Annotated in this window: 11 protein-coding genes; all 11 read right to left on the bottom strand. The window is 36.1% G+C overall.

Features of this window, described 5'->3' with window-relative positions; genetic code table 11:
- Nucleotides 1-468: 468 nt before the first annotated feature.
- Nucleotides 469-1,227: a methyltransferase domain-containing protein gene (locus tag H6F45_RS09595; protein ID WP_190347052.1), complete on the bottom strand. Its 759-nt coding sequence runs from the start codon at nt 1,225-1,227 to the stop codon at nt 469-471.
- A 15-nt stretch (nt 1,228-1,242) separates the two neighbouring features.
- The gene (locus tag H6F45_RS09590; RefSeq protein WP_190347051.1) at nt 1,243-2,253 is read right to left on the bottom strand and encodes an NAD-dependent epimerase/dehydratase family protein; all 1,011 of its coding nucleotides are present in this window, start codon (nt 2,251-2,253) and stop codon (nt 1,243-1,245) included.
- A gap of 100 nt (nt 2,254-2,353) precedes the next feature.
- On the bottom strand, nt 2,354-2,599 hold the full coding sequence (locus H6F45_RS09585) for a hypothetical protein (RefSeq protein WP_137666362.1): 246 nt from the start codon (nt 2,597-2,599) through the stop codon (nt 2,354-2,356).
- 45 nt (nt 2,600-2,644) lie between these two features.
- A complete protein-coding gene (locus tag H6F45_RS09580) occupies nt 2,645-3,481 on the bottom strand; it encodes a class I SAM-dependent methyltransferase (RefSeq protein ID WP_190347050.1) in 837 nt (278 codons plus the stop codon).
- Nucleotides 3,482-3,709: 228 nt separating this feature from the next.
- A complete protein-coding gene (locus H6F45_RS09575) occupies nt 3,710-4,720 on the bottom strand; it encodes an NAD(P)-dependent oxidoreductase (RefSeq protein WP_190347049.1) in 1,011 nt (336 codons plus the stop codon).
- Between the two features lie 81 nt (nt 4,721-4,801).
- Nucleotides 4,802-6,697, bottom strand: a complete 1,896-nt coding sequence (locus tag H6F45_RS09570) for a hypothetical protein (RefSeq protein WP_137666365.1) — start codon at nt 6,695-6,697, stop codon at nt 4,802-4,804.
- A gap of 264 nt (nt 6,698-6,961) precedes the next feature.
- The gene (locus H6F45_RS09565; protein ID WP_096565527.1) at nt 6,962-7,267 is read right to left on the bottom strand and encodes an acyl carrier protein; all 306 of its coding nucleotides are present in this window, start codon (nt 7,265-7,267) and stop codon (nt 6,962-6,964) included.
- 4 nt (nt 7,268-7,271) lie between these two features.
- Complete coding sequence (locus H6F45_RS09560; protein WP_347237723.1) at nt 7,272-8,606, bottom strand: condensation domain-containing protein; 1,335 nt, start codon at nt 8,604-8,606, stop codon at nt 7,272-7,274.
- A complete protein-coding gene (locus H6F45_RS09555) occupies nt 8,603-10,258 on the bottom strand; it encodes a PfaD family polyunsaturated fatty acid/polyketide biosynthesis protein (RefSeq protein ID WP_190347048.1) in 1,656 nt (551 codons plus the stop codon). The genes H6F45_RS09560 and H6F45_RS09555 overlap by 4 nt, the downstream gene beginning before the upstream one ends.
- Before the next feature lie 168 nt (nt 10,259-10,426).
- The gene (locus H6F45_RS09550) at nt 10,427-13,249 is read right to left on the bottom strand and encodes a type I polyketide synthase (RefSeq protein WP_137669157.1); all 2,823 of its coding nucleotides are present in this window, start codon (nt 13,247-13,249) and stop codon (nt 10,427-10,429) included.
- A 130-nt stretch (nt 13,250-13,379) separates the two neighbouring features.
- The gene (locus H6F45_RS09545; protein ID WP_190347047.1) at nt 13,380-20,366 is read right to left on the bottom strand and encodes a type I polyketide synthase; all 6,987 of its coding nucleotides are present in this window, start codon (nt 20,364-20,366) and stop codon (nt 13,380-13,382) included.
- Nucleotides 20,367-20,518: the final 152 nt, after the last annotated feature.

Raw genomic sequence — 20,518 nt, 5'->3', positions numbered from 1 at the left:
CTGTGGATCAGTTATCAGTTATCAATTATCAGTTATCGCCATTGACTGTTAACTGTTTGCTGTTAACTGCCTCCTGCCTCCTGCCTCCTATGAAGTTCCTCAGAGTGAAAACCAGCTTTTGGACTTCTCGTTGCATGAGCTTGTTTCCATCCTGCCATAATTCTCGCTTTATGGCGCAAATCTCAGCCGATGATGTTGTTCTGGCTGGGGTGGGGTTAGTAGCTAGTGACTGTTTTCTTAAAAATAGGACTTATGCAAGATTGGACTCAAAACCTGATTCTGACGTAGGGGTAATTCATGAATTACCCCTACTTTCATTCTGTTTTGCGTAAGTCCTAAATCACTTGCGATATAACTTGTGTGTGCAGAAATCCGCAAATTCTTTTCCCCCTGCTCCCTGCTCTCTGCTCCCTGCTCCCTGCCTTCTGCCTTCTGCCTTCTGCCTTCTGCCTTCTGCCCCTGATCTTTTTAGGTGGTAATTAATTTGGCAGCAACCATGAGTTCAGGTACATTAATCACACCCCGGAAGAAAAAATCGCTGATAAGTTGCCAGCCTCTGAAAGTGAAAAACTGTTGCCGTAGGGTTGGTCTGGCTGCTGGATAAAGCTGTCGCCACAGTAGAAGATCCCCACGAGTCAGACACCAATCATCACAACGGTATCGGTCTACAGAAAAATTCGCGTTTTCAAGTAGTGTAAATATATCTTCTTGACTAAAAGCATGGAGGTGATAGGGATCTATATGTCGGGTTTCACCAAGTGGTGCTGACAGCAGTAAGTCACCTCCAGGAATTATCAAACTGCAAAGATGATCTAGAAATTTTGCAGGATGGGGTAGGTGTTCTATCGTCTCGAAAGAAACAATCACATCGAATTGCTGTGGCCACTCAAAGGTAAGAGCATCAGCACAGACAAATTCTACATTGTTTTCTTGATAGTGGTTTCTGGCATATTCTATGGTTTTTGGGCAGATATCTACCCCGACGACAGCGATCGCCCCTGCAAGACGAAGCATCTGACTACCGTATCCTGTACCACAGGCGATATCCAAAACTCGTTTACCTTGTACATAACTTGCTGCAGTTTCGTACCGTCGCAGGTGAATTTCAAAAAGTTTTTGACTTGCTGGATCGCTGGGTATCTGTTTGGGAATTAGACGTTCCCAAGTGAAGGGAAGACTATCTAAAGTTGTTACCGATTGACTGGGAAGATTGTGTTTATATTTCATAATTTTTAACCCATTTTAACCCATCTGATCTAAGGTTTTCAAGTCCAATGTTTGCAGCCATTTCTGTGTGCGTCGCAGTCCTTCGTCTAGGTCAATTTTTGGTTGATAATTTAATACACTTTGTGCTTTAGCAATGGAATAAGCATGGGGACGGGTGATAAAATCTAAAGTTTCCGGTAAAATATCAGGTTTCTTACCAATCAGTTTTAGCCCTTGATGGCGCAGTTGCAGCAGAAGTTTGAGTTCATTTTTAGGGAGAGAAAGGGGTGCAGGTAAATCTGCAATTTCCGCCAACCGTGTAAAATATTCTTTCCAAGAAGTTTCTTGTCCGTCAGTAATGTTAAATATCTCTCCAGATGCTTCTTTTTCTATGGCTAGAAATATAGCATCAATGAGATTGTCTATATATAAATGGTTAATTACTCCCTGCCCATTGTTGGCTAACCTAAATATTTTTTGGCGCATCAATTGTAGTGGTCGCACTACCCAGGGATAGCTTCCTGGTCCGTAAACATCTCCTGGTCTGAGAATGATAATGTTAAAATCTGGGGGGAAATTAAGTTGCAAAAGTGCGTTTTCGCTTTCTATTTTTGTCTGACAATAGGGATGATTTTCGGCAAAAATTGGATCAGCTTCGGTGATGCGATCAGGATAATTAAAACCGTAAACAAGAACACTGGAAAGATGAACAAAGGTTTTCACACCTGCATTGTGAGCAGCTTTGGCCATGTTAACAGTTCCGCCCACATTTACCTCACGAAAATGCTGGAGTGATCCATGTTCTTTGACAATGGCTGCTGTATGCAAAACAATATCAACTCCTTGGCAAGCTTTTTGTACAGTCGCAGGATCAGTTACACTGCCAATCATGACATCAGCGCCTAATTTTTGGGCTTTTTTAGCTTTTATTTGGGAATGTTGCAGCCCACGAACTTTCAAACCTTTTGCTAGGGCTATTTCGGTGGTACGTAAGCCGATAAACCCACCGATTCCAGAAATAAGAAGTGTTTTTCCACAGAGGTTCATAGCAATGATTATAAGTGGGTCGGCGTAAAAAAAAATGAAACAATTATCAATTCTCAATTCTCAATTATCAATTGATAAGAATGGTGCTATTTGTTCGGGTTTAGAGTAATATTGCATTTTCAGCAAATTCATTTTTGATTCCTCTATACACCTGACTCCATTTATGGGAAAACGTCGCTAATAAATGAGATGCAACTATTTTATAAGGATAAGGATAATCTGCTTTTGGTTTAATACACTCCCAATGAATCTCAATTTCTGGTATATTGAGGTATTTTGTAAAAGATTGAGTTGCACGATTCACATCTCCGTAATGTGAGTAATAAACTATCAGTAAACGTTTCATTAATTTTTAAATCAAGCATTTTTTGTTGAAAGATTGAAAGAAAAGTTACTTTTGCAAAACATAACAAAGGTATTCTTGATCTCCGGTTTTAAATGCTTCATACATGGGAGTTCCTTGGCATCCAGCAAACCAGTTTGCGACTATGTGTAAGTATTTAGGAATATACTGGTTAATTGTTTTTAGTTTTCTGTCATTTTCTAAATCCATAGCTTTGAGAATATTAGGGGTTATTATTTCCGATTTTAATATTTTAAAGCCAGTATTTTTTAATGATATGGTTGTTTTTTTAATGTCTTTTTTTGGGCGAAAATCAGTAAATAAAAAGTAACCATTTGGGCGCAGAATTCTAAAAGATTCAGCGAAAAAACTTTCAGGTGAACCGTAACAATGTGACGATTCAACATTAACGACCACATCAAAGGAACAATCATTAAATGGTAGAGATTCTGCATCTCCGAGTTGAAAATTGAGTTGGGGAACAGAATGTGCTTTTTGACAGAATGCTATATTGCTTTTGGAAAAATCAACCCCGGTCATTGTTTTTGGTTGTAAATAACGCATAATATATGAAGAACCACCACCACGTCCACATCCTACTTCAATAACATCCAATTCTTGCAGTGAGATAGCCTTGGCAACATGATGATAAAGTTGAAGACAATAACGTTCTTCTTCTTCAGATGGGTTCAATTCTAGTTGTTTGGTATTCGGTTCTACATCTGCATAACCATAGTTGATAAAAGTAATTTTTATGTTGCTATAATTAGCTGTGAAAAGGTTATACCATCCTTTCCAAAACAATCTTCTCAAGGGATAGTGATTAGGGCGGGATATAAAGTTATTTAACAAGTTTTCAGGCAGAGAAGTGAAATTACTCAACATCTTGAAATCCCAAGTAATAGGTGATTAAAATGAACAGGTTTAAAGTGAATTTAGCTTGAAATCAAGGCAGCATCCCAAATGTGTAAATTTATTTTTATCTATGGAAATAATATGCACTAATATCCTGATATGATTGAACCGCAAAGGGCGCAAAGAACGCAAATGTAAGAGAGTTTCAGAGATTTTTTGGTGTGGCTGTGTTGATTTTTTTCAAAGTTGGGATACTCCCTAAATCAATTTTTGGATATCAGTTTTTTTCAACCATTCATGAGTACGACGCATTCCTTCAGTCAAATCAATTTTTGGTTGATAACCCAACATAGTTTTAGCTTTAGCGATAGAATAGGCATAAGGACGAGTGATAAAATCTAAAGATTCTGGCAGAATATCGGCTTTTTTTCGTAACAGTTTTTGACCTTGGTAACGCACTTGCAACAATAATTTCATTTCATCTTTGGGTAGAGAAATAAAAGCTGGTAAATTTTCTATTGCAGCTAATTTTGTAAAATACTCTTTCCAAGAAGTTTCTTGTCCATCTGTGATATTAAATATTTCTCCAGATATTTCTCCCGATGGTTCTTTTTCAACTGCCAAAAAAATAGCATCAATGAGGTTATCTATATAGAGATGATTACTTACACCTTTACCATCATTGGCATAAGCAAATAAATTTTGACGCATCAATAAAAGTGGACGCACTACCCAGGGAATACAACCCGGACCGTAAACATCACCAGCGCGGATAATAATAATATTAAAATCTGGCGGTGCGTTCAATCGTAAAAGTGCAGATTCTGCTTCTATTTTCGTTTGACAATAGGGGTTATTTTCTCCACAAAGCAATTCTGATTCTGTCACTTGATGAGGATAGTGAAAACCATAAACTAGGACACTGGAAAGATGCACAAAAATTTTCACACCAGCATCTTTGGCGGCTTTTGCGATATTCATTGTACCACCAACATTTATTTCCCGAAATTTCTTGATATCGCCTGTTTCTGCTGCTAATTGTTCGGTATGAAAAACAATATCTACTGCTTGACAAAGTTTTTGGGCAATGGCAAAATCCGTGATGTTACCAAACAATAAATCAATATCCAAATTATTGGTATTTTTTCTGTTCACAGAAGTTTGTAAACCACGAACTTTCATTCCCCGTTCTAAAGCTAATTCAGCAGCACGTAAACCAATAAAGTTATCTATTCCCGTAATCAGTAATGTTTTGGAATTGATGTTCATAATTCTCACAAATTACTCAATTTTTTCACTAGGGAGATTAATAACCCAATTACCTATTCCCTGTTCCCTGTTCCCTGTTCCCTATTCCCTATGAATGATGAATTGATTTTTACTACTTATATTTGCTTTGAGAGCAGCAAAATGTTGTCCACCTAATTCAATTTGTTCTGCTACACATCCATTTTTTAATCTATCAACTAAATAGTCCATATCACGAGCAATAAAATTTGTGCCATGATCTGGTTCTATTAAACTAAGTAATTTGATATTTTTTGTTTGTTGATTAGCTAAGTTAGAAAAACCTAAAAAATTAAACACTCCTGATTCATAAGTTCCACAGGGTACAGAAGGATTATCAACACCAAAACAATATTCATTTTCTTGAAACCAATCATAAGCAGGATAGCCATGAAAGTGAACAATTGGCGCACCATTTGCAATTAATTCTGGTGTATATAAAGCCGCACCTAGAGTAATTGCCAGCATGACATAGATATCATAGGAAGGTTTGATATCTAGTGTATTTGACTGATTGCCTAGTGGTAATTGCAGATGTAAATTATTTTTTAAACCGATGCGAAGGATATCTTTTTCAAGATTTAAGTCTGTTTTATTAGCACCGGAACGAGAACTAAGTAACCAAATATCGGGGATTTGTTTAAATACATATTCTCCAGCAATGAGGATTTTAATATAACGTCTACCTGCTTCATTTGTACGAATTTCATTACTACTAAATCCACCAACAGGTAATAGGTTTTCCCATTCAGCAGCAGTTATTTCTGGTTTTCCTACATAATAAGGTGGTTCTGCATAAGCGACAAAACCATAAGAAACTCCCGTTCTACCATTGACGATGACATTAACAATATCTCTGTGGGACTTTCTTTTAATAACTTCCGCTAATTTAAAACCTGGTGGAAATAAACCAGTTGATGCTAGTTCTTGACCTAGTTTCACCAATTTATGAGTATAGCTAGATATATAAGGATTATATTCTCCGATTTCAAATCTATTCATTAACAGGGGAGCGATGGGAACAAAAACTTTAGGAATCAGAGATTTGGAAATAAAATTATCTATTTCTGTTCTCTCGAAAATAGAATCTGATAGATTCATATTGAGAATGGAAATTTTATCATTAGATACGCCAATGACAATTTCGGAAAATGTTTTAATGAGTGTATTGATGCCAATGCTAATTTTGTCTTGATACTTGGTTAAAGGATTTACAAACTCCTCATCTAGTTCACCAATAATGATCACTTGAGTATTTGTGGGATCTTCCACATATTTAGCTGCATGATCTTCCGCCCAACTACTTAATTTAGCGATTTGAACAACAGACAGTCTTTGCTGATTTACTAGCCAGGGATAAGATAAACTATAAAAATTTTCGGCTATAAATATTCCTAATTTTCTCAACCATGAGTTAGGTCGTTCTACATCTATCACTGCATCAATTTCTGCTCGTACACCCTTGATTTTTAAAGAATAATTCCAATTAACTAAAGGAATTTTAATATCATAGAAAATTTCCGTGGTTGCTTCTTGCCAAGGGATAACAGTAACACCCAAGTTTTTTAATTTAATTGCTAATTCTTGGCGGAATTTAATAATTATTTGATTATGATAACCATGAGGTAAAGGTCTAAATGTCACACTGAGATTTTGAGCCATCATTTGTGGATTAATAATTGGTGGCTGATATCCTATAGGTGATTCACCTGTAAAACCACCTATTAACCTGCCAATAGTTTGTAAACTAATTCCTTGAATCAGAGGTTCAGAAGCTGATTTTGTAGCGATATTCATTTCTTGTAATAATGCCAAAATATCTCCTTTATATGTGGCTATTTCCGCTTGTATTTCTGGTGTAATTACTCCTTTAGGAGAACGAATATTTAATTTGCTATTTTCAACCCAAAATTCCACGCCTTGTTGAGTGAGTTTCGCTAAAATTTCGGATGCGTTCATGACTAAATCTCCCAGGTTTTAACGAACTAAAAAGCATAAGGAAAAGAAGACACTCCGCTGAATGATGTTTCCTCTATTCGTGCGAAGTGTCAGTCTTAGAGGAGGAAAAACTTGAAAATTTGTAAGTATTTAGCTATTAGCCATCAGCAATCAGCTAACATCAAAGAATTGCCAATTTATTCGTGTCTTTATTTGTGTCGTGTTAATTTGCGAAAAATGCTGGAAATTACAAGCTAAATTCTTACAAAAATGTTTATGTATTGTTTAAATCTGCAAAATTTCTGAGTCTGAATTTTCTAATTCTTCAGCTAATCTCTGTGCCAATTCTTCAATGGTGGGATAATACCACAAATGGATTAGAGATAATTTAAATCCCAGAAATTTCTCAGCTTTACTCGCAAGTATTATGGCTTGAGATGAATCTAAACCGTAGCTATCTAACGGTTCTCTAATATCAATTTCCTCTGGGTTAAGTCCCAATATGTGGGAAATATTATCTATTAGCCAAGCTTGAATATCTGCGGTGTTAAAGGCTGTTTTTACAGGGTGTTGATAAAGATTTTCGCTCATTTATTTATGCACCTCTAATTTTTGCAGTATTGGATGATAAATTAAGGATGTAACAGACAACTTGATTTACCATATCTTCCATTGTCTCCCGACTAATTGAAGGTTGAGAAAAAACAAAGTTTAACAGCATTTTGCCTTGAAAAGTTGCCACATGAATCACAAACATACCTGCATATAAAGAATGAGAACCTGCAAAACTGATCTCTTCTAGTTCTAATTCACCATACGATTTGGGAATGTTTACCTTGCCAATATTAGATACTGAAACTGTAGCTGCTACTTGTTGAGGAAAGATAAAACAAAACTTGGTTAGATACTTAGCCAGTAATACCATATTAAAAATATCACCATGCTTAATTCCCGATTCTAAATTTTGTTTTACTTCCCTTGCTAATTCCCAAAAAGATGTATTTTTGTTTATGGTGTGAAATCCCATCAGAGATGTAGCTAAAACAGCTAAGTTTTCCTTATTAATTGCAGGTTGCAAACGTCTGCGTAAATCAAGATAAGATAGACAATTCATGCAGACACTTTTTTGATTTGGTTTGATAATTTTTCTAGCTACTGTCAACATGAGTAAGGCACATAAAGCACTGTTGACTGTGGTATTTTCTAGCTTACATTGAGCAATAAAGTTTTCAGTTGCATCTGCAAAAATTTGTTTATGGATAATTGCACAATTCCGTTGATAAATAGGTACATACTTTTCAAAATTTAATGTTTTTGGTTGTTTCCAAAACTTTTGCCATCCAATTTTTAACAATAATAAAAATCTGCTTGTATTCCCTCTCCAACCTTGTGTATATTTGGGTAGTAGTTTTTCAATGGGTGGTAGTTGTTCTAAGGGGGTAACTTCTTGAATGGTATCACCAGATGTAAGTTTTTGGTAATAAGTGAAAATTTCTGAATGCAGTTGAATACTGGATAAACCATCAGAAATTGCATGGTGCAAGGTGGAAATTAGATAATTAATTTTTGGCTCATCCTTGATAGTAACTATGACAACTCTCATTAGACATTTGCTACTATCAATTACCTGATTCATTTCTTGATTAACAACTTCTTGCCATTGTTCCTCATCTAAATTTATAACTGTTTGCAAAGGGATTTTTTCTGTACCTATGGGTTGAAAATAAAAACGATTTTGAGAATGGATAATGCGAGAATTTAGACTAGGATGGCGATATTGAATAATATCTAAAGCTTGTCTGATAACTGCTTCTTGGAGGTTGCCGTTAATGCGACTAATAGTAACTAAATTCCAGGTTTTAGCACGGCTATTGAGGATTTCCATTGTTGCTTCCAGACTGCTTAATTCTCTGTTGTCTGGCATAGTCATAATTTTTCTGGAAAATATTGACTGTATTCATCTGGAATTTGTAGTCCTTGGATTTTTAAGTTTTGGATGCGGTATAAAAATGTTGCTCCTGTCATAATGTGTTCAGCAACTTCTACTACTTGGCGATTTTTTGGTTCAGCTAAGTATGAACCTCTCACCCAATCATTAAAGCTACCCATTGCCGGTCCACACCAAATTTGATAGTCAATTTCTCGACCTTTTTCTCCACTGTTAGACCACCGAGAAGATAGTCCTAAATACCAACGGAAAATTAGAGCCATTTTCAGTTTAGGATTACTTGCTGCTTTGGTTAATTTATCTGGGTTGCGTTGGGATAAATAATTAACTGTTTCTTGCCAAACTTCTTGCACAGGCTTTTTCAAAATTTGCTTTTCTAATTTCTCTTTTTCTGCGAGGGTAATTTCTTCAATTGAATTGTAATTTTTATATAATTCATATAATTTTTGAGCGCGGATAGGAAAGAGTGTACCACGTTTGAGAACTTGTAATTTTACACCCATTTCAAACATATCTGCGGCGGGTGCCATCATCACATCAGCCATTTCGGCTTGAGCTAATAATTCTTTGGTATATTCAGAAGTTCCGGCTTCAATGCAAGATTGATTTATAGAACCGGTAACAACATAAGCAGCACCCATAATAAAGGCAGCTAAGGCTGATTTTGGTGTGGAAATTCCGCCAGCTACGCCAATTCTGACGGGGTTTTCATATCTGTATTTATTTTGAATTTCATCTCGTAATTCTAAGATGGAAGGTAATAAACATATCAGGGGACGATTATCTGTATGACCTCCAGAATCTGCTTCTACTGTAATATCATCAGCCATAGGAATTTTGCTGGCAAGATTGGCTTGTAATTCACTAATTAAACCTTGTTCAACTAATGGTTTAAGGATTTTTGTAGGTGCAGGTTGCAAAAATTTAGTGGCAACTTCGCGGCGAGAAACTTTGGCGATGACTTTATTTTTGATTTGGATTTGATTGGCTGAATTTAAACTTAATCCTGCGGCTCGATAATAAACAATGTTGTCAGTTAAATCTAAAAATGCAGATGCTTCAACAATTCTGACTTGATGTTTGAGATATAAATTAATGCTAAGACGTTCAATTGCTGGTTCACTGGGACTATGGAGTAAGTTAAAAGCGTAAGGTTTTTGATTTAAGGCTTGCTGAATTTTGTTAATAGCAGTCTCGACACGGGAAGGGGATAAACCTCCTGCACCAAAGACACTTAAAATTCTTTGTTTACCTAGTGCAATTACCATTTCTTCTGATGCTATTCCTTGAGCCATTGCCCCAGTCATATAGGCATATTTTACACCATAAAAATCGAGGAAACTTGTATCACCTAGTTGTTGAATTGCTAAGGGTGGAACAGCCATTAACATTTCCATCTGGGCTGTTTTACCATTATTGACATGAGATAAATTACCTTCGTTTGTGATGCCAATTATCCCTTCATTTCTAACTATATAACATGGTTTTTCTAAATTCCTCAGTTTTAATTTAATTTGTTCTGCATCAAAGGAAACATTGTTAAAATTACCTTGCCAATTTTGATGATGGTTGATGAATAAGTTAGAAAACTGGAGATTATTTTCTTGATTCGATCTATTTTCTGTATTGTACATTTGAGCCAACCTCTTAACATCTAATTTGGTTTTGGGAACTCCGAAAAATCAATTATCCAATTAATTGATATTATCTAAACTTCCTGCACCTGATCCCTTTATCTATTAGTAAATTCCCTTATTTGGGCGGGCAAGATGCCCACCCCACACATACACCACAAATACAGGTTATTTAATTTTTGCTCTTTGTTCAACTATCTTTTTGTAAATGCCTATTTTTTGTTGAATTAAACAATTGATTTGCTGTAATGATGCTTGGCGTGATTTTAATAAAAAACTGTGAGCTTTATTCATGAGTGCATTGTTATCACTCAATTTTTGATAGTGCAGATTAGAGGGATGATGGGTGATAGATTTTAAATCTTCCAGAGAAATTAAAGGTGGATTTTGGAAATTACTGTTGGGTTCTAATTGAATTTGAGTTTGACTATTTACCCCAGAAAGAGAATACAAGGGTGATAAATCTAATTCAACTTGATGGCTGACGAGTTTGGCTAATCCTCTAATAATTGAAGTATGATCATCTACTCCCCTTCTATTCATAGATACAGCGAGGTGTTCTTTTTCTTTGAGGGTTGAATTTATCCAGCGGGTACAATTGCTACCAACTCCTACTTCAATAAATATTCTGATGTTGTCATTGTAGACGCGGTTAATTAAACGGGGAAAATCAAGTTGTTGACAGAGACTTTTAGCAATGTTATGTCCTATAGTTTGACTATCAATTGTAATTGGTTCGTAATTTGCAGCAGAATAAAAAGTAGATTCTGGTATATTTTGAATCGGCAATGTGTTAATTTTAGCAAGTTCATTGTACTCTGATTCCATTGGTTGACAATGAATTACATGATTTATTGATGTAGGGAAAGCATCACATTTGAGGTTTTCAATGACTCGTTTACAAGCTTGTGTTTCTCCAGCAATTACAACTTCTTCCGGTGTGTTAATTAATGGGATATACACACGGTTTTCATGTTTGATTGCTTCCTTCACTTCGGAAACTGGACATATCAGAATGTAGTTACTCCAAAATTCTGGAACATTGCTATTTAACGGTATCCCCCAAGCTTGACGAACTGCATTTTTTTGTCCTGATAGTTGGGTTTTAAATAAAGGAGATGAGTTCAAGTAATCACTGGTACTTTTAAAGCTAGTCCAAATACCTTGGGCTAACATCATACTGGTTTCACCAAGACTGTAGCCAAAAGCGCATTGAGATTGAATTTGAAAATAATTTTTGAGAATTGCTGTCATTAGTCCAGCAATGCCAACTTCTGCCTCCAGCATTGTTACTGGGTCATCTATTAATTGTTGTTCTATGACTTCTAATTGTCTTTTTGCAAGTTTATTGATGCTGCGGGGATAAATTGTTTTTTCAATCTTAGCAACTCGTTCATAGACGTTGTTAATTACTGGATCGTCATAAATTTTCGGAAATAGTCGGAAGAGGTTGCGACCTATACCAAGATAAGATGTGAAAGAGCCGGGATAAACGAAAGCAACTTTACCTTTTTTTCCCTGTGGTTTGGCTGTAAAATAACTGCCAAGAGGAGTTTGCCAATCTTTGCCAGTCTCAAAGGCAATTTTAACACCTTGAATTGCCCGATCTATTTCTATTGTTAATTCTTCTTGATTACGTGCTAAGATTGCTATGGTATAATTGGCATTTTGATAGTTTTGAATTTGATAGTTTTGAATTTGATAGTTTTGAATTTGATGTTTTTGAAATTCTCTAAATGTTTGGTTAGCTAGTTGGGATAAAGTAGGATAATTTTGGAGATTTTTTTGTAGTGTGAAAATTTCGTCTAGGAGTGAGGATTGATTTTTGGCAGCTATAGCAAATAAATAATAAGGCATTTGTTCTAAATATTTACTGCTGCGTTCTATTTGACTGGTATCTTCTGACAAAATTAAATGTACATAACTGCCATCAGCTTCCATGCTATTAATAGCAGCTATTCTTCTATTCACACCTGATTCTAAAAACCAAGGTTTAGATTCTGTGGCAACATAAAAGGGACTACCACGCCAAATATCTGGTTTTTTGACTCCAGTCCATTGAGGAACTGCGGGAATGTAGCGATGATATAAACAAAGTGCTGTTTTAATTAAGCTGATAATTCCTGATGCAGTGTGAGTGTCACCAATGTTAGCCTTAACGCTACCTAAAGCACAATGTAAATTGGTTTTTCCTGTTCTATAAGCTGTGATTAAACCTTGAATTTCTGCATCATCTTGTTGGGGAATTCCACTAGCATAAACTTCCAGATAACCAATATCTTTGGCTTCAATTTCTGCCAGAGAAAAAGCTGTTTGACAAGCTTGGGTGACAGTTTCTGGTTGATATGGAGAATTTTGCAATACACTTAAAGCATCAATTACTGCATATATGCAATTATTCTCTTCTCTGGCTACATCATGAAGTTGCAATACTACTGCTGCTGCACCTTCTCCTGTTAAAGTTTCATGAGCGTTTCGGTCATAACTGAGGGTCTGTATATCTATGCGGTGATTTTCCTGTTTAGCAAAGTCCATTGCTGCGACCAAAACAGCATCCACTTGCTTATTTGTTAATAGCTTTTGCGCTAAATTTAAGGCTAAAAAAACAGAATTTTCTTCAGCAAAAGCTGGACTTGTTGCATCCCAAAGCCGGGAAATATAACTGGCTAATTTATCTTGGTGCTGAGTTTGGGATTTACTCACCATGATCACTGCAATTTTTGTATCTGGTCGCAGTTTGGTATTTTTGAGAGTATTATCAGCCACTTTTAACATTAATTGTTGTTGTGGTGATAATTTTTCAATTTCTGCTAAGGGAATTGGTAAGGATGATGTTTGACTATCGTTTTGACTATAATTAATAGGTGTGAAATATTGTTTTCCTTGGTAAATACTGCGTTCAAAATCGTCTAATTCTTGAGAACTACTAACAAAACAATTCATGCCGATAATTGCTATTTTTGGAAGTTTATTTTGTGTAAATTCTTTCATGATGATTCTCCATGTTTCAGAATTAAGAGAAGAGATCACGCAGAGGCACAAAGAGAAGAAGATTATTATCTAATGTCGAGATTCAGAGGGTAAAATCTACATTTTTGCTCTGCGTCTCTGCGTGAGGTATCTAACCTATTTGCTTAACTAGAACTGTACCTTTTGCGCAAATCATGCGATTATAAATTTGCCCTTGTTGATTGTGGGTAATAACATCAGCAACTACGTTTGATTCTGTTTTGGATTTGACTTCACAAGTTACATAAAATGTTTCCCCAAAGGGAACGGGTGCAAATTGTTCAAAGTTCAGAATTTCTGAGGGTAAACAACCTATTTGATGAAAGTGTTGTGTCCAAATCCAAAGGGAATGAATCTGCACATCTGCTATATAGGGGTTGAATGTCTGAACTGGAAATTGTCCCTGTTGCTGTGGTGTTGGTTCTGGTAATTTACATTCGATGGTGAGTTTACCAGGACTAGCATTTAATACTGATTTTACGCCTTGAAAGATAGTTCCGTGAAATAGGCTACCTCCTCCATTTTGATATAGTAATGGATTGGTAGATAGGAATTGTTCATCTTGGTTTAAGTTCACCAATTCATAGTTAGGAGGTGTGGGAATTTCCCGTTTTAAAATCAGATTGGTGCTGAAATGATATCTGATTTTTCCGTCGGGGGTGATACTGCTAATTTTAGCAGCTATTTGTATTTCTTTGTTTTCTATTTTAGCAAGTTCTTGAATTTCTAGAGTGTATTCATTTGCTGAATTTTCATCAAAGACAATTCCTTTTAAAACTTTGAAGTTAGAACAACTAAAGGCTTTAAAACCAGGATATAGTTGTTCACAAGTGTTAGCCATCCATAATAGTCCACAAGTTGCGGGAAGCACGGGACGACCTGCTATAACATGATCGTGTAAAAATGGATTGGATGCTAATGTTAATTGACGTTTAATGTGATAGGTTTTTAAGTCACTGGGTAAGGTGGTAGGAATATAAACTAAGGGACTACCAATTACTACTTGTGTTGTATTTGAATTGGTGTTTATCAGTTCATTAACTAACATTTGTGCGCCGATTTCTAGGGGTATAGTTTCAATTCCTCTTTCTGCAAATGCTGTCTTTAATTCTGGTGATACCATGCCACTCTCCCAGGGACCCCAGTTAATAGCAACTACATGACAATGGGGGTAATTCTGTTTGATAATATGGGCTGATTTGTTGAGGATTTCGTTAGCAAGTGCATAATCTGCTTGTCCCACATTTCCATAAAAACCAACCACTGAAGAAAACAATACTAAATATTGTAGTTGACTTGGTGGTACACATTGCAGGAGATTTTCTAAACCTTGAACTTTGGCAGTATAAACTGTTTCAAAATCCTGAATTGTTTTTTTCTCAATCCGTTTATCAGCTAAGTTACCAGCACCGTGAATAATTCCAGTTATCGCCCCTAACCTTTCAATTACAGGTGCAAGTTTTTCTGTTAATAAATTTCTATCGGTGATATCTACACTCAAATATTCAGCTTTTCCTCCTGCTTTTTCAATGGCTTTTAATGTATTTTTAATTTCTCTTTGAGAGTAAATTAATTGATATTTTCTTTGCACCATGATGGGGGTTGGTTTTTCTCCTTTGTCCAGAAAATCCTCCATAATTCGCTGTTTTAATTCAGCTTCATTTTCATAACCCTCAGCCCAAACTGGTTCTGGTTCTGTACTGGAACGACCTAAAAGAATGAATTTACATTGATATTCTTGGGCTAATTTGATCACACATTGGGCAGTGATTCCTTTTGCACCACCACTAACTAGAAATACTTGGTCTTTGGTAATGGGTAATTGGTGATTGGTAATGGTTAATGGGGTGGGTTCTGCAACTAAAGTGCATCTACCTTTGTTGGTATATCCTACTTCTGTAACTAATAAATTCGGATCTTGCAATTCCGCAAGGATGTATTTTACTGATGTTTCTGCATCTAAATCAGGACTTAAATCCAGGGAACGACAAAATACTGTTTCCCATTCTTGATTTAAACTTTTAGTCAGTCCAAATAGTCCCGCACTAATAGGACTAAAATTATTGGTTTTTCCTAATCCAAATTCCCCATCTAACCGCGCAATGCTTAAAAAAGAACTACGTCCTTTTGTTGCTGCTTGATTGAGTGATTCTTTGAGATGTTTGGCAATTAAAAATACATGACAGAGAATGGTTTTTTCTGTTTCCGAACTATCACTGAATACAGGGTGTAGATGAATGAAAGAACCTACAAGACCAAACTTATTAGAAATATCGGTTAACTGTTGCTGTAAACTCTCTTCTTGCCAATCATTTAATCTTATCTGATTAATTCCTACGGGTAAATCTGATTGCGTAGAGGGAAAGCTTAAAACTACAATTTTACAACCTCTAACTGTTAAAATCCTAGCTAATTTTTCTGTCGTTGGTGAACCATCATCAGTGATTAAAACAATTTGATTTTCAGGAATGGTGAAATCTAAAATATCAGGTTGGGGAAGTGGTTTTAATTTTGCTGGACTGCGAAGAATTTTGTGATGAAATTCCTGTTCTTTGATATCCTGTTTTTCTTGCGTGAACAATTGCGTTAAACCTTCAGCTTGATGTTGCATATACTCGGCAATTTCTCCCAGTGTCCGCAGTTGTCCTAATTCTTCTGGGTTAGGTCTAGGTAAGTCGGGATAAAGTTCTAAAAGTCCTCCTAAAATTTCTACTCTTTTGATGGAATCAATTCCTAAATCTGCTTCAATATCCATTGATAGTTCTAACATTTCTACAGGATAACCTGTTTTATCACTAACAATGTTGAGCAGAATATTGCTCAAATCTGTGGGGATTTTTATTTCTTGATTTTCAGATTTAACTAATACATCGTCGTTAGAGCAAATGACAATTGTAGCGTCAGTTTGTGTATCACTCAGATGGTTAGAAGATGCTAAAAATTGCGGTTCATGTTCAACAGTTTTATGAGGAACTTCTACAAACATTGGTGCGGGTAATTTTTGGTTTTCTTTTGTTTCTGAACTCTCTACTTTTTGTTCTGATTTTTGATTTCGCAACTCTGGAACTAGAGTTTTTATATACTCGGCAATTTCTCCCAGTGTCCGCAGTTGTCCTAATTCTTCTGGGTTAGGTCTAGGTAAGTCGGGATAAAGTTCTAAAAGTCCTCCTAAAATTTCTACCCTTTTGATAGAATCAATTCCTAAATCTGCCTCAATATCCATTGATAAATCTAACATTTCTACAGGATAACCTGTTTTATCACTGACGATATTGAGTAGAGTTTGACTGAGGGTGGAGGTATCTATATTAATTGGAGTTGTGGGAACGACGTTAATAGTATTTGATTTCTCTTCTAACTTCTCCTCTGGTTGGGGAGGGGAAATAAACCTCTCCCCTAACCCCTCTCCTACAAGGTGAGGGGAAATATTCAAATCATTTTCGTTAATTAAGCTTTTTCCGTTTTCTTGTGCTTTTAGGAGATGGTGAGGAAGAGGTTGAGAAGGAGATTGGTTTTGATTTATATCATCAGTAATCTGCCAAAAATCATAATGTTGTTGCAGTAATTGAAAGTAATTATTGGCGTAGTCTTGTTGATAGTTGAGATATTTTTCATGAATGCGGATAGTTTCAGCTTGATGATCATGCAATCGCATTATGCTACGTTCGCAACTAGAAATTGCTAGTTGTTGTGTTTGCGCTTGATGTTCATTTCTTCCGTCATTTGCTAACAACGAATATTGTTGTTGCATTAATTCATAAAATGTCTTTGTGTACTCTGTTTGATTTTGCAAAGATTGTTCATGTGCGTGTGTAATTTCACTTTGTTGGCGAGTAAATTCTGCTAATGATTGTTCTAATCTGTCAATTACTCTGTCATAATTAGAAAGTTGAATTTCAACTTTTTCAGGTTGTTCTATTTTTTCAGGTTGTTCTATTTTTTCTAATTGGCCGTTACTATCTTTATTCACAGTCTTACCATTACTGCTTTTTTCTACTAACAATTCCTGATTTTTGGGGACGGTAATTTTGATATCCGCAACTGGTTGTGGGTGATGTTCATTAACTTTTGCTGTTTCCGCTTTGATAACATGACCATTTTCTAAGGCTTTAGCAAATGCTTTTTGTGCTTTGTCGGTAATATTTGTACTATTCAAACGCACATTCAAAATTTTCTTTTGATCCTTTTTATTAACTTCGGGTATTTTAGTTTCAATCTGATATGGATCTAGATTTTGCAAAGGTATACCAGCAACCCGCAATTGTATGACTGCTTCTCTTAATACCAAATCGCTATTTTTACGATAGTTCCCATTTAAAGCTATAGCTATATGGGGTTTTTCACCTAAAATTTCTTTTACTAAGTTGGTGAGAACATTTTTAGGTCCAAACTCAATAAAGCAATAACCACCAGCCGCATATATATTCTCAATTTCTTGTTGAAATAACACCTGATTTAACAAATGTTGTTTGAGAATTTTTTGCATTGCTGCGGGTTGATTGGGGTACAATTCCCCTGTGACATTAGTATAAACGGGAATCTGCGCTTGATTAAAAGTTACCTTTTCAATTGCTTGGGCAAAAGGTTTCTGGGCATGGGCTACTAATGGTGTATGAAAAGCAGCGGAAACTCCTAATAAAAATGTCGAAAATCCTTTTTCTTGCAGAACATTTTGTACTTTGCTAATTTCTGCTTTCTTCCCAGCTAATACTACTTGATTTGGAGAATTACAATTAGCAATAGCAACCTGAGGAAAGTCTTTAATTAATTCCGTTACCTGACTGACATTACCTTTAACTGCCAACATTCCCCCGGCGTCAATTTCTGTGGGTGTGGCCATTGCTTGTCCTCTAGCTTTGACCAAGAAAAAATAATCTTCTTCACTTAAAACACCCCCCGCCCACAAAGCTGTTAATTCTCCAAAACTATGACCGGCAACAAAATTTGCTTTCAAACCTGCTTGTTGTAATATCTTGTACAAACCTGTACTAAAAGCGCCAATTGCCGGTTGTGCATATTCGGTTTTTTGCAGTGTTTCTAGTTGCTTTTGTTTATGTTCTGGTTCAAAAACTGGCGGCGGAAATACAACTTCGGATAAAGAGTTTAACCCATCTTTACAAAACAAATTATCTATCTGATTATAGGTTTGACGTAAGTTAGGAAAGTTAATGACTAATTCCCGTCCCATTTCCAAATATTGCGAACCTTGCCCAGAGAACAAAGCCACTATTTTTCCTGTAGTTTCTATTCCTTTTTGTCGGTAATAAATTCCTTTGGGATGTTCCCAAGATTCAGATTGCGGTGTATTTTTTAGTAAGTCAATAATGACTGGTAAAAATTCTGTTGCTTGTGTCAAAGATGCTGCTACAAATCCCACTCTGGGATAATTGATGGGAATTTCTAATTGTTCAGATTCTGTAATTAGTTGTTGATAATGTTGTTCTTTATTTTCTGATTGTAGTTGTCGTTGGATATTCTCACAGCGAGATAATAATTCTGCGGTTGTGGGTGCAAATAAGAGGATGGATTTTGCAGAATTGTGTAAACGATACGAGTGTTCATGTTCATTGGTGTATTCCTCTAAAACAACATGATAATTTGTGCCTCCAAAACCAAATGCACTTACTCCAGCGCGTCTGGGTTGGTTACTAATCCAAGGTCTAGTTTCTGTGTTTAAATAAAATGGTGAATTTTCGATATTCAGTTTTGGATGTGGTTGAGTAACGTTAATTGTTGGTGGTAATACTTTATGATGTAATGCTAACGCTGTTTTAATTAAACTTGCTGCACCAGCGGCGGCTTTGGTGTGTCCAATTTGGGATTTAACTGTTCCCAAAGCAATATATTGTTTTTTGGGATTGTTGTCACTAAAAACTTCAGTTATGGATGTAAATTCTGTGGGATCTCCTACCATTGTTCCTGTGCCATGTGCTTCAATTAAACCCACAGTTTCTGGTGAAACACCGGCATTTTCATAAGCACGACGGAGGGCTTTTACTTGTCCTTGGGAATGGGGGGCGTAAATGCTTTTATATTTGCCATCGCTGGAACTGCCGATACCTTTAATGACTGCATAGATGCGATCGCCATCTCTCACTGCATCATCCAGGCGTTTGAGTACCACCATTCCCACGCCTTCACCTAACATCATGCCATCAGATTCTGCATCAAATGGTTTAACTTTTTCTCCCGGAGAAACCGCAGGAGTTTTACTAAAACACAGATAGGCAAAAATCGAATTATCAGTATCAACTCCGCCGGTTATCATCATGTCGGCGCGATTTTCAACTAATTCGCTAATTGCCATTTTTAATGCACCTAAAGAACTGGCGCAAGCAGCATCAACTACACAATTCATACCGCCTAAATCTAGTCGGTTGGCGATACGTCCAGAAATCACATTAGCTAACATTCCGGGGAAGGCGTTTTCTTCCCATTGTACATAAGCACTTTTAATTTTCTCAATTACTTTTTGGGTATCTTCATCCGATAAACCGCTATTTTTCAAAACTTTTTCCCACACTGGATATTGCAATCTTGAACCTAAAGGTACTGCTAATTGTCTACCAATTGCTACACCTAATATTACCCCAGTGCGATCGCGGTTAAATTCTCTAGATTCACTATAACCTGCATCTTCCATTGCTGCTTTCGCAACTACCAAACCTAATAATTGAGAAATATCTGTCACCTCTAAAATATTTGGTGGTAAACCAAATTCCATCGGATTAAAATCAATATCTGGGATAAATCCACCCCGTTTACAGTAAGTTTTGTCTGGTGTTTTGGGATCAGGATCATAGTAATCGTCTATATTCCACCGAGAAGGAGGAACATCAGTAATACAATCTACTTTTTGAATTATTTTTTCCCAATATTCCTGTAAATTTTTAGATTGAGGAAATATCGAAGCCATGCCAATAATTGCTATGTTACTTTGTTGCAATTGGCTATTAATTTTACTGTCTAAATTCGTGTGATCGTTTTTGTGATCGCGCATATTTTTTTTCACCTTAATAAGCTTGAGCAAAGCCTTTTCACAATTACTAACTTCATTTTGCAATTGTGCTAACGCAGCTTCAAATTTGGCAGCAGCCATGACAATATCTTTGTTTCTTGTGCGATTGAATTTTTTTGAGAAAGTTGTTATTTAAATTTGGTAAAATGCTTTGCTCGGCGGCTCAAGCAAGGATAGTTTCATAGAAAAAACTTAATCCTCTTCCCTGTAACTTCAAATTGCCGCTAACTTAT

Source organism: Sphaerospermopsis sp. FACHB-1194, assembly GCF_014696235.1.
Lineage (GTDB): Bacteria > Cyanobacteriota > Cyanobacteriia > Cyanobacteriales > Nostocaceae > Sphaerospermopsis > Sphaerospermopsis kisseleviana.
Note: the sequence above shows the minus strand (reverse complement) of the source record. Positions and strands in the feature narration are given on the sequence as shown.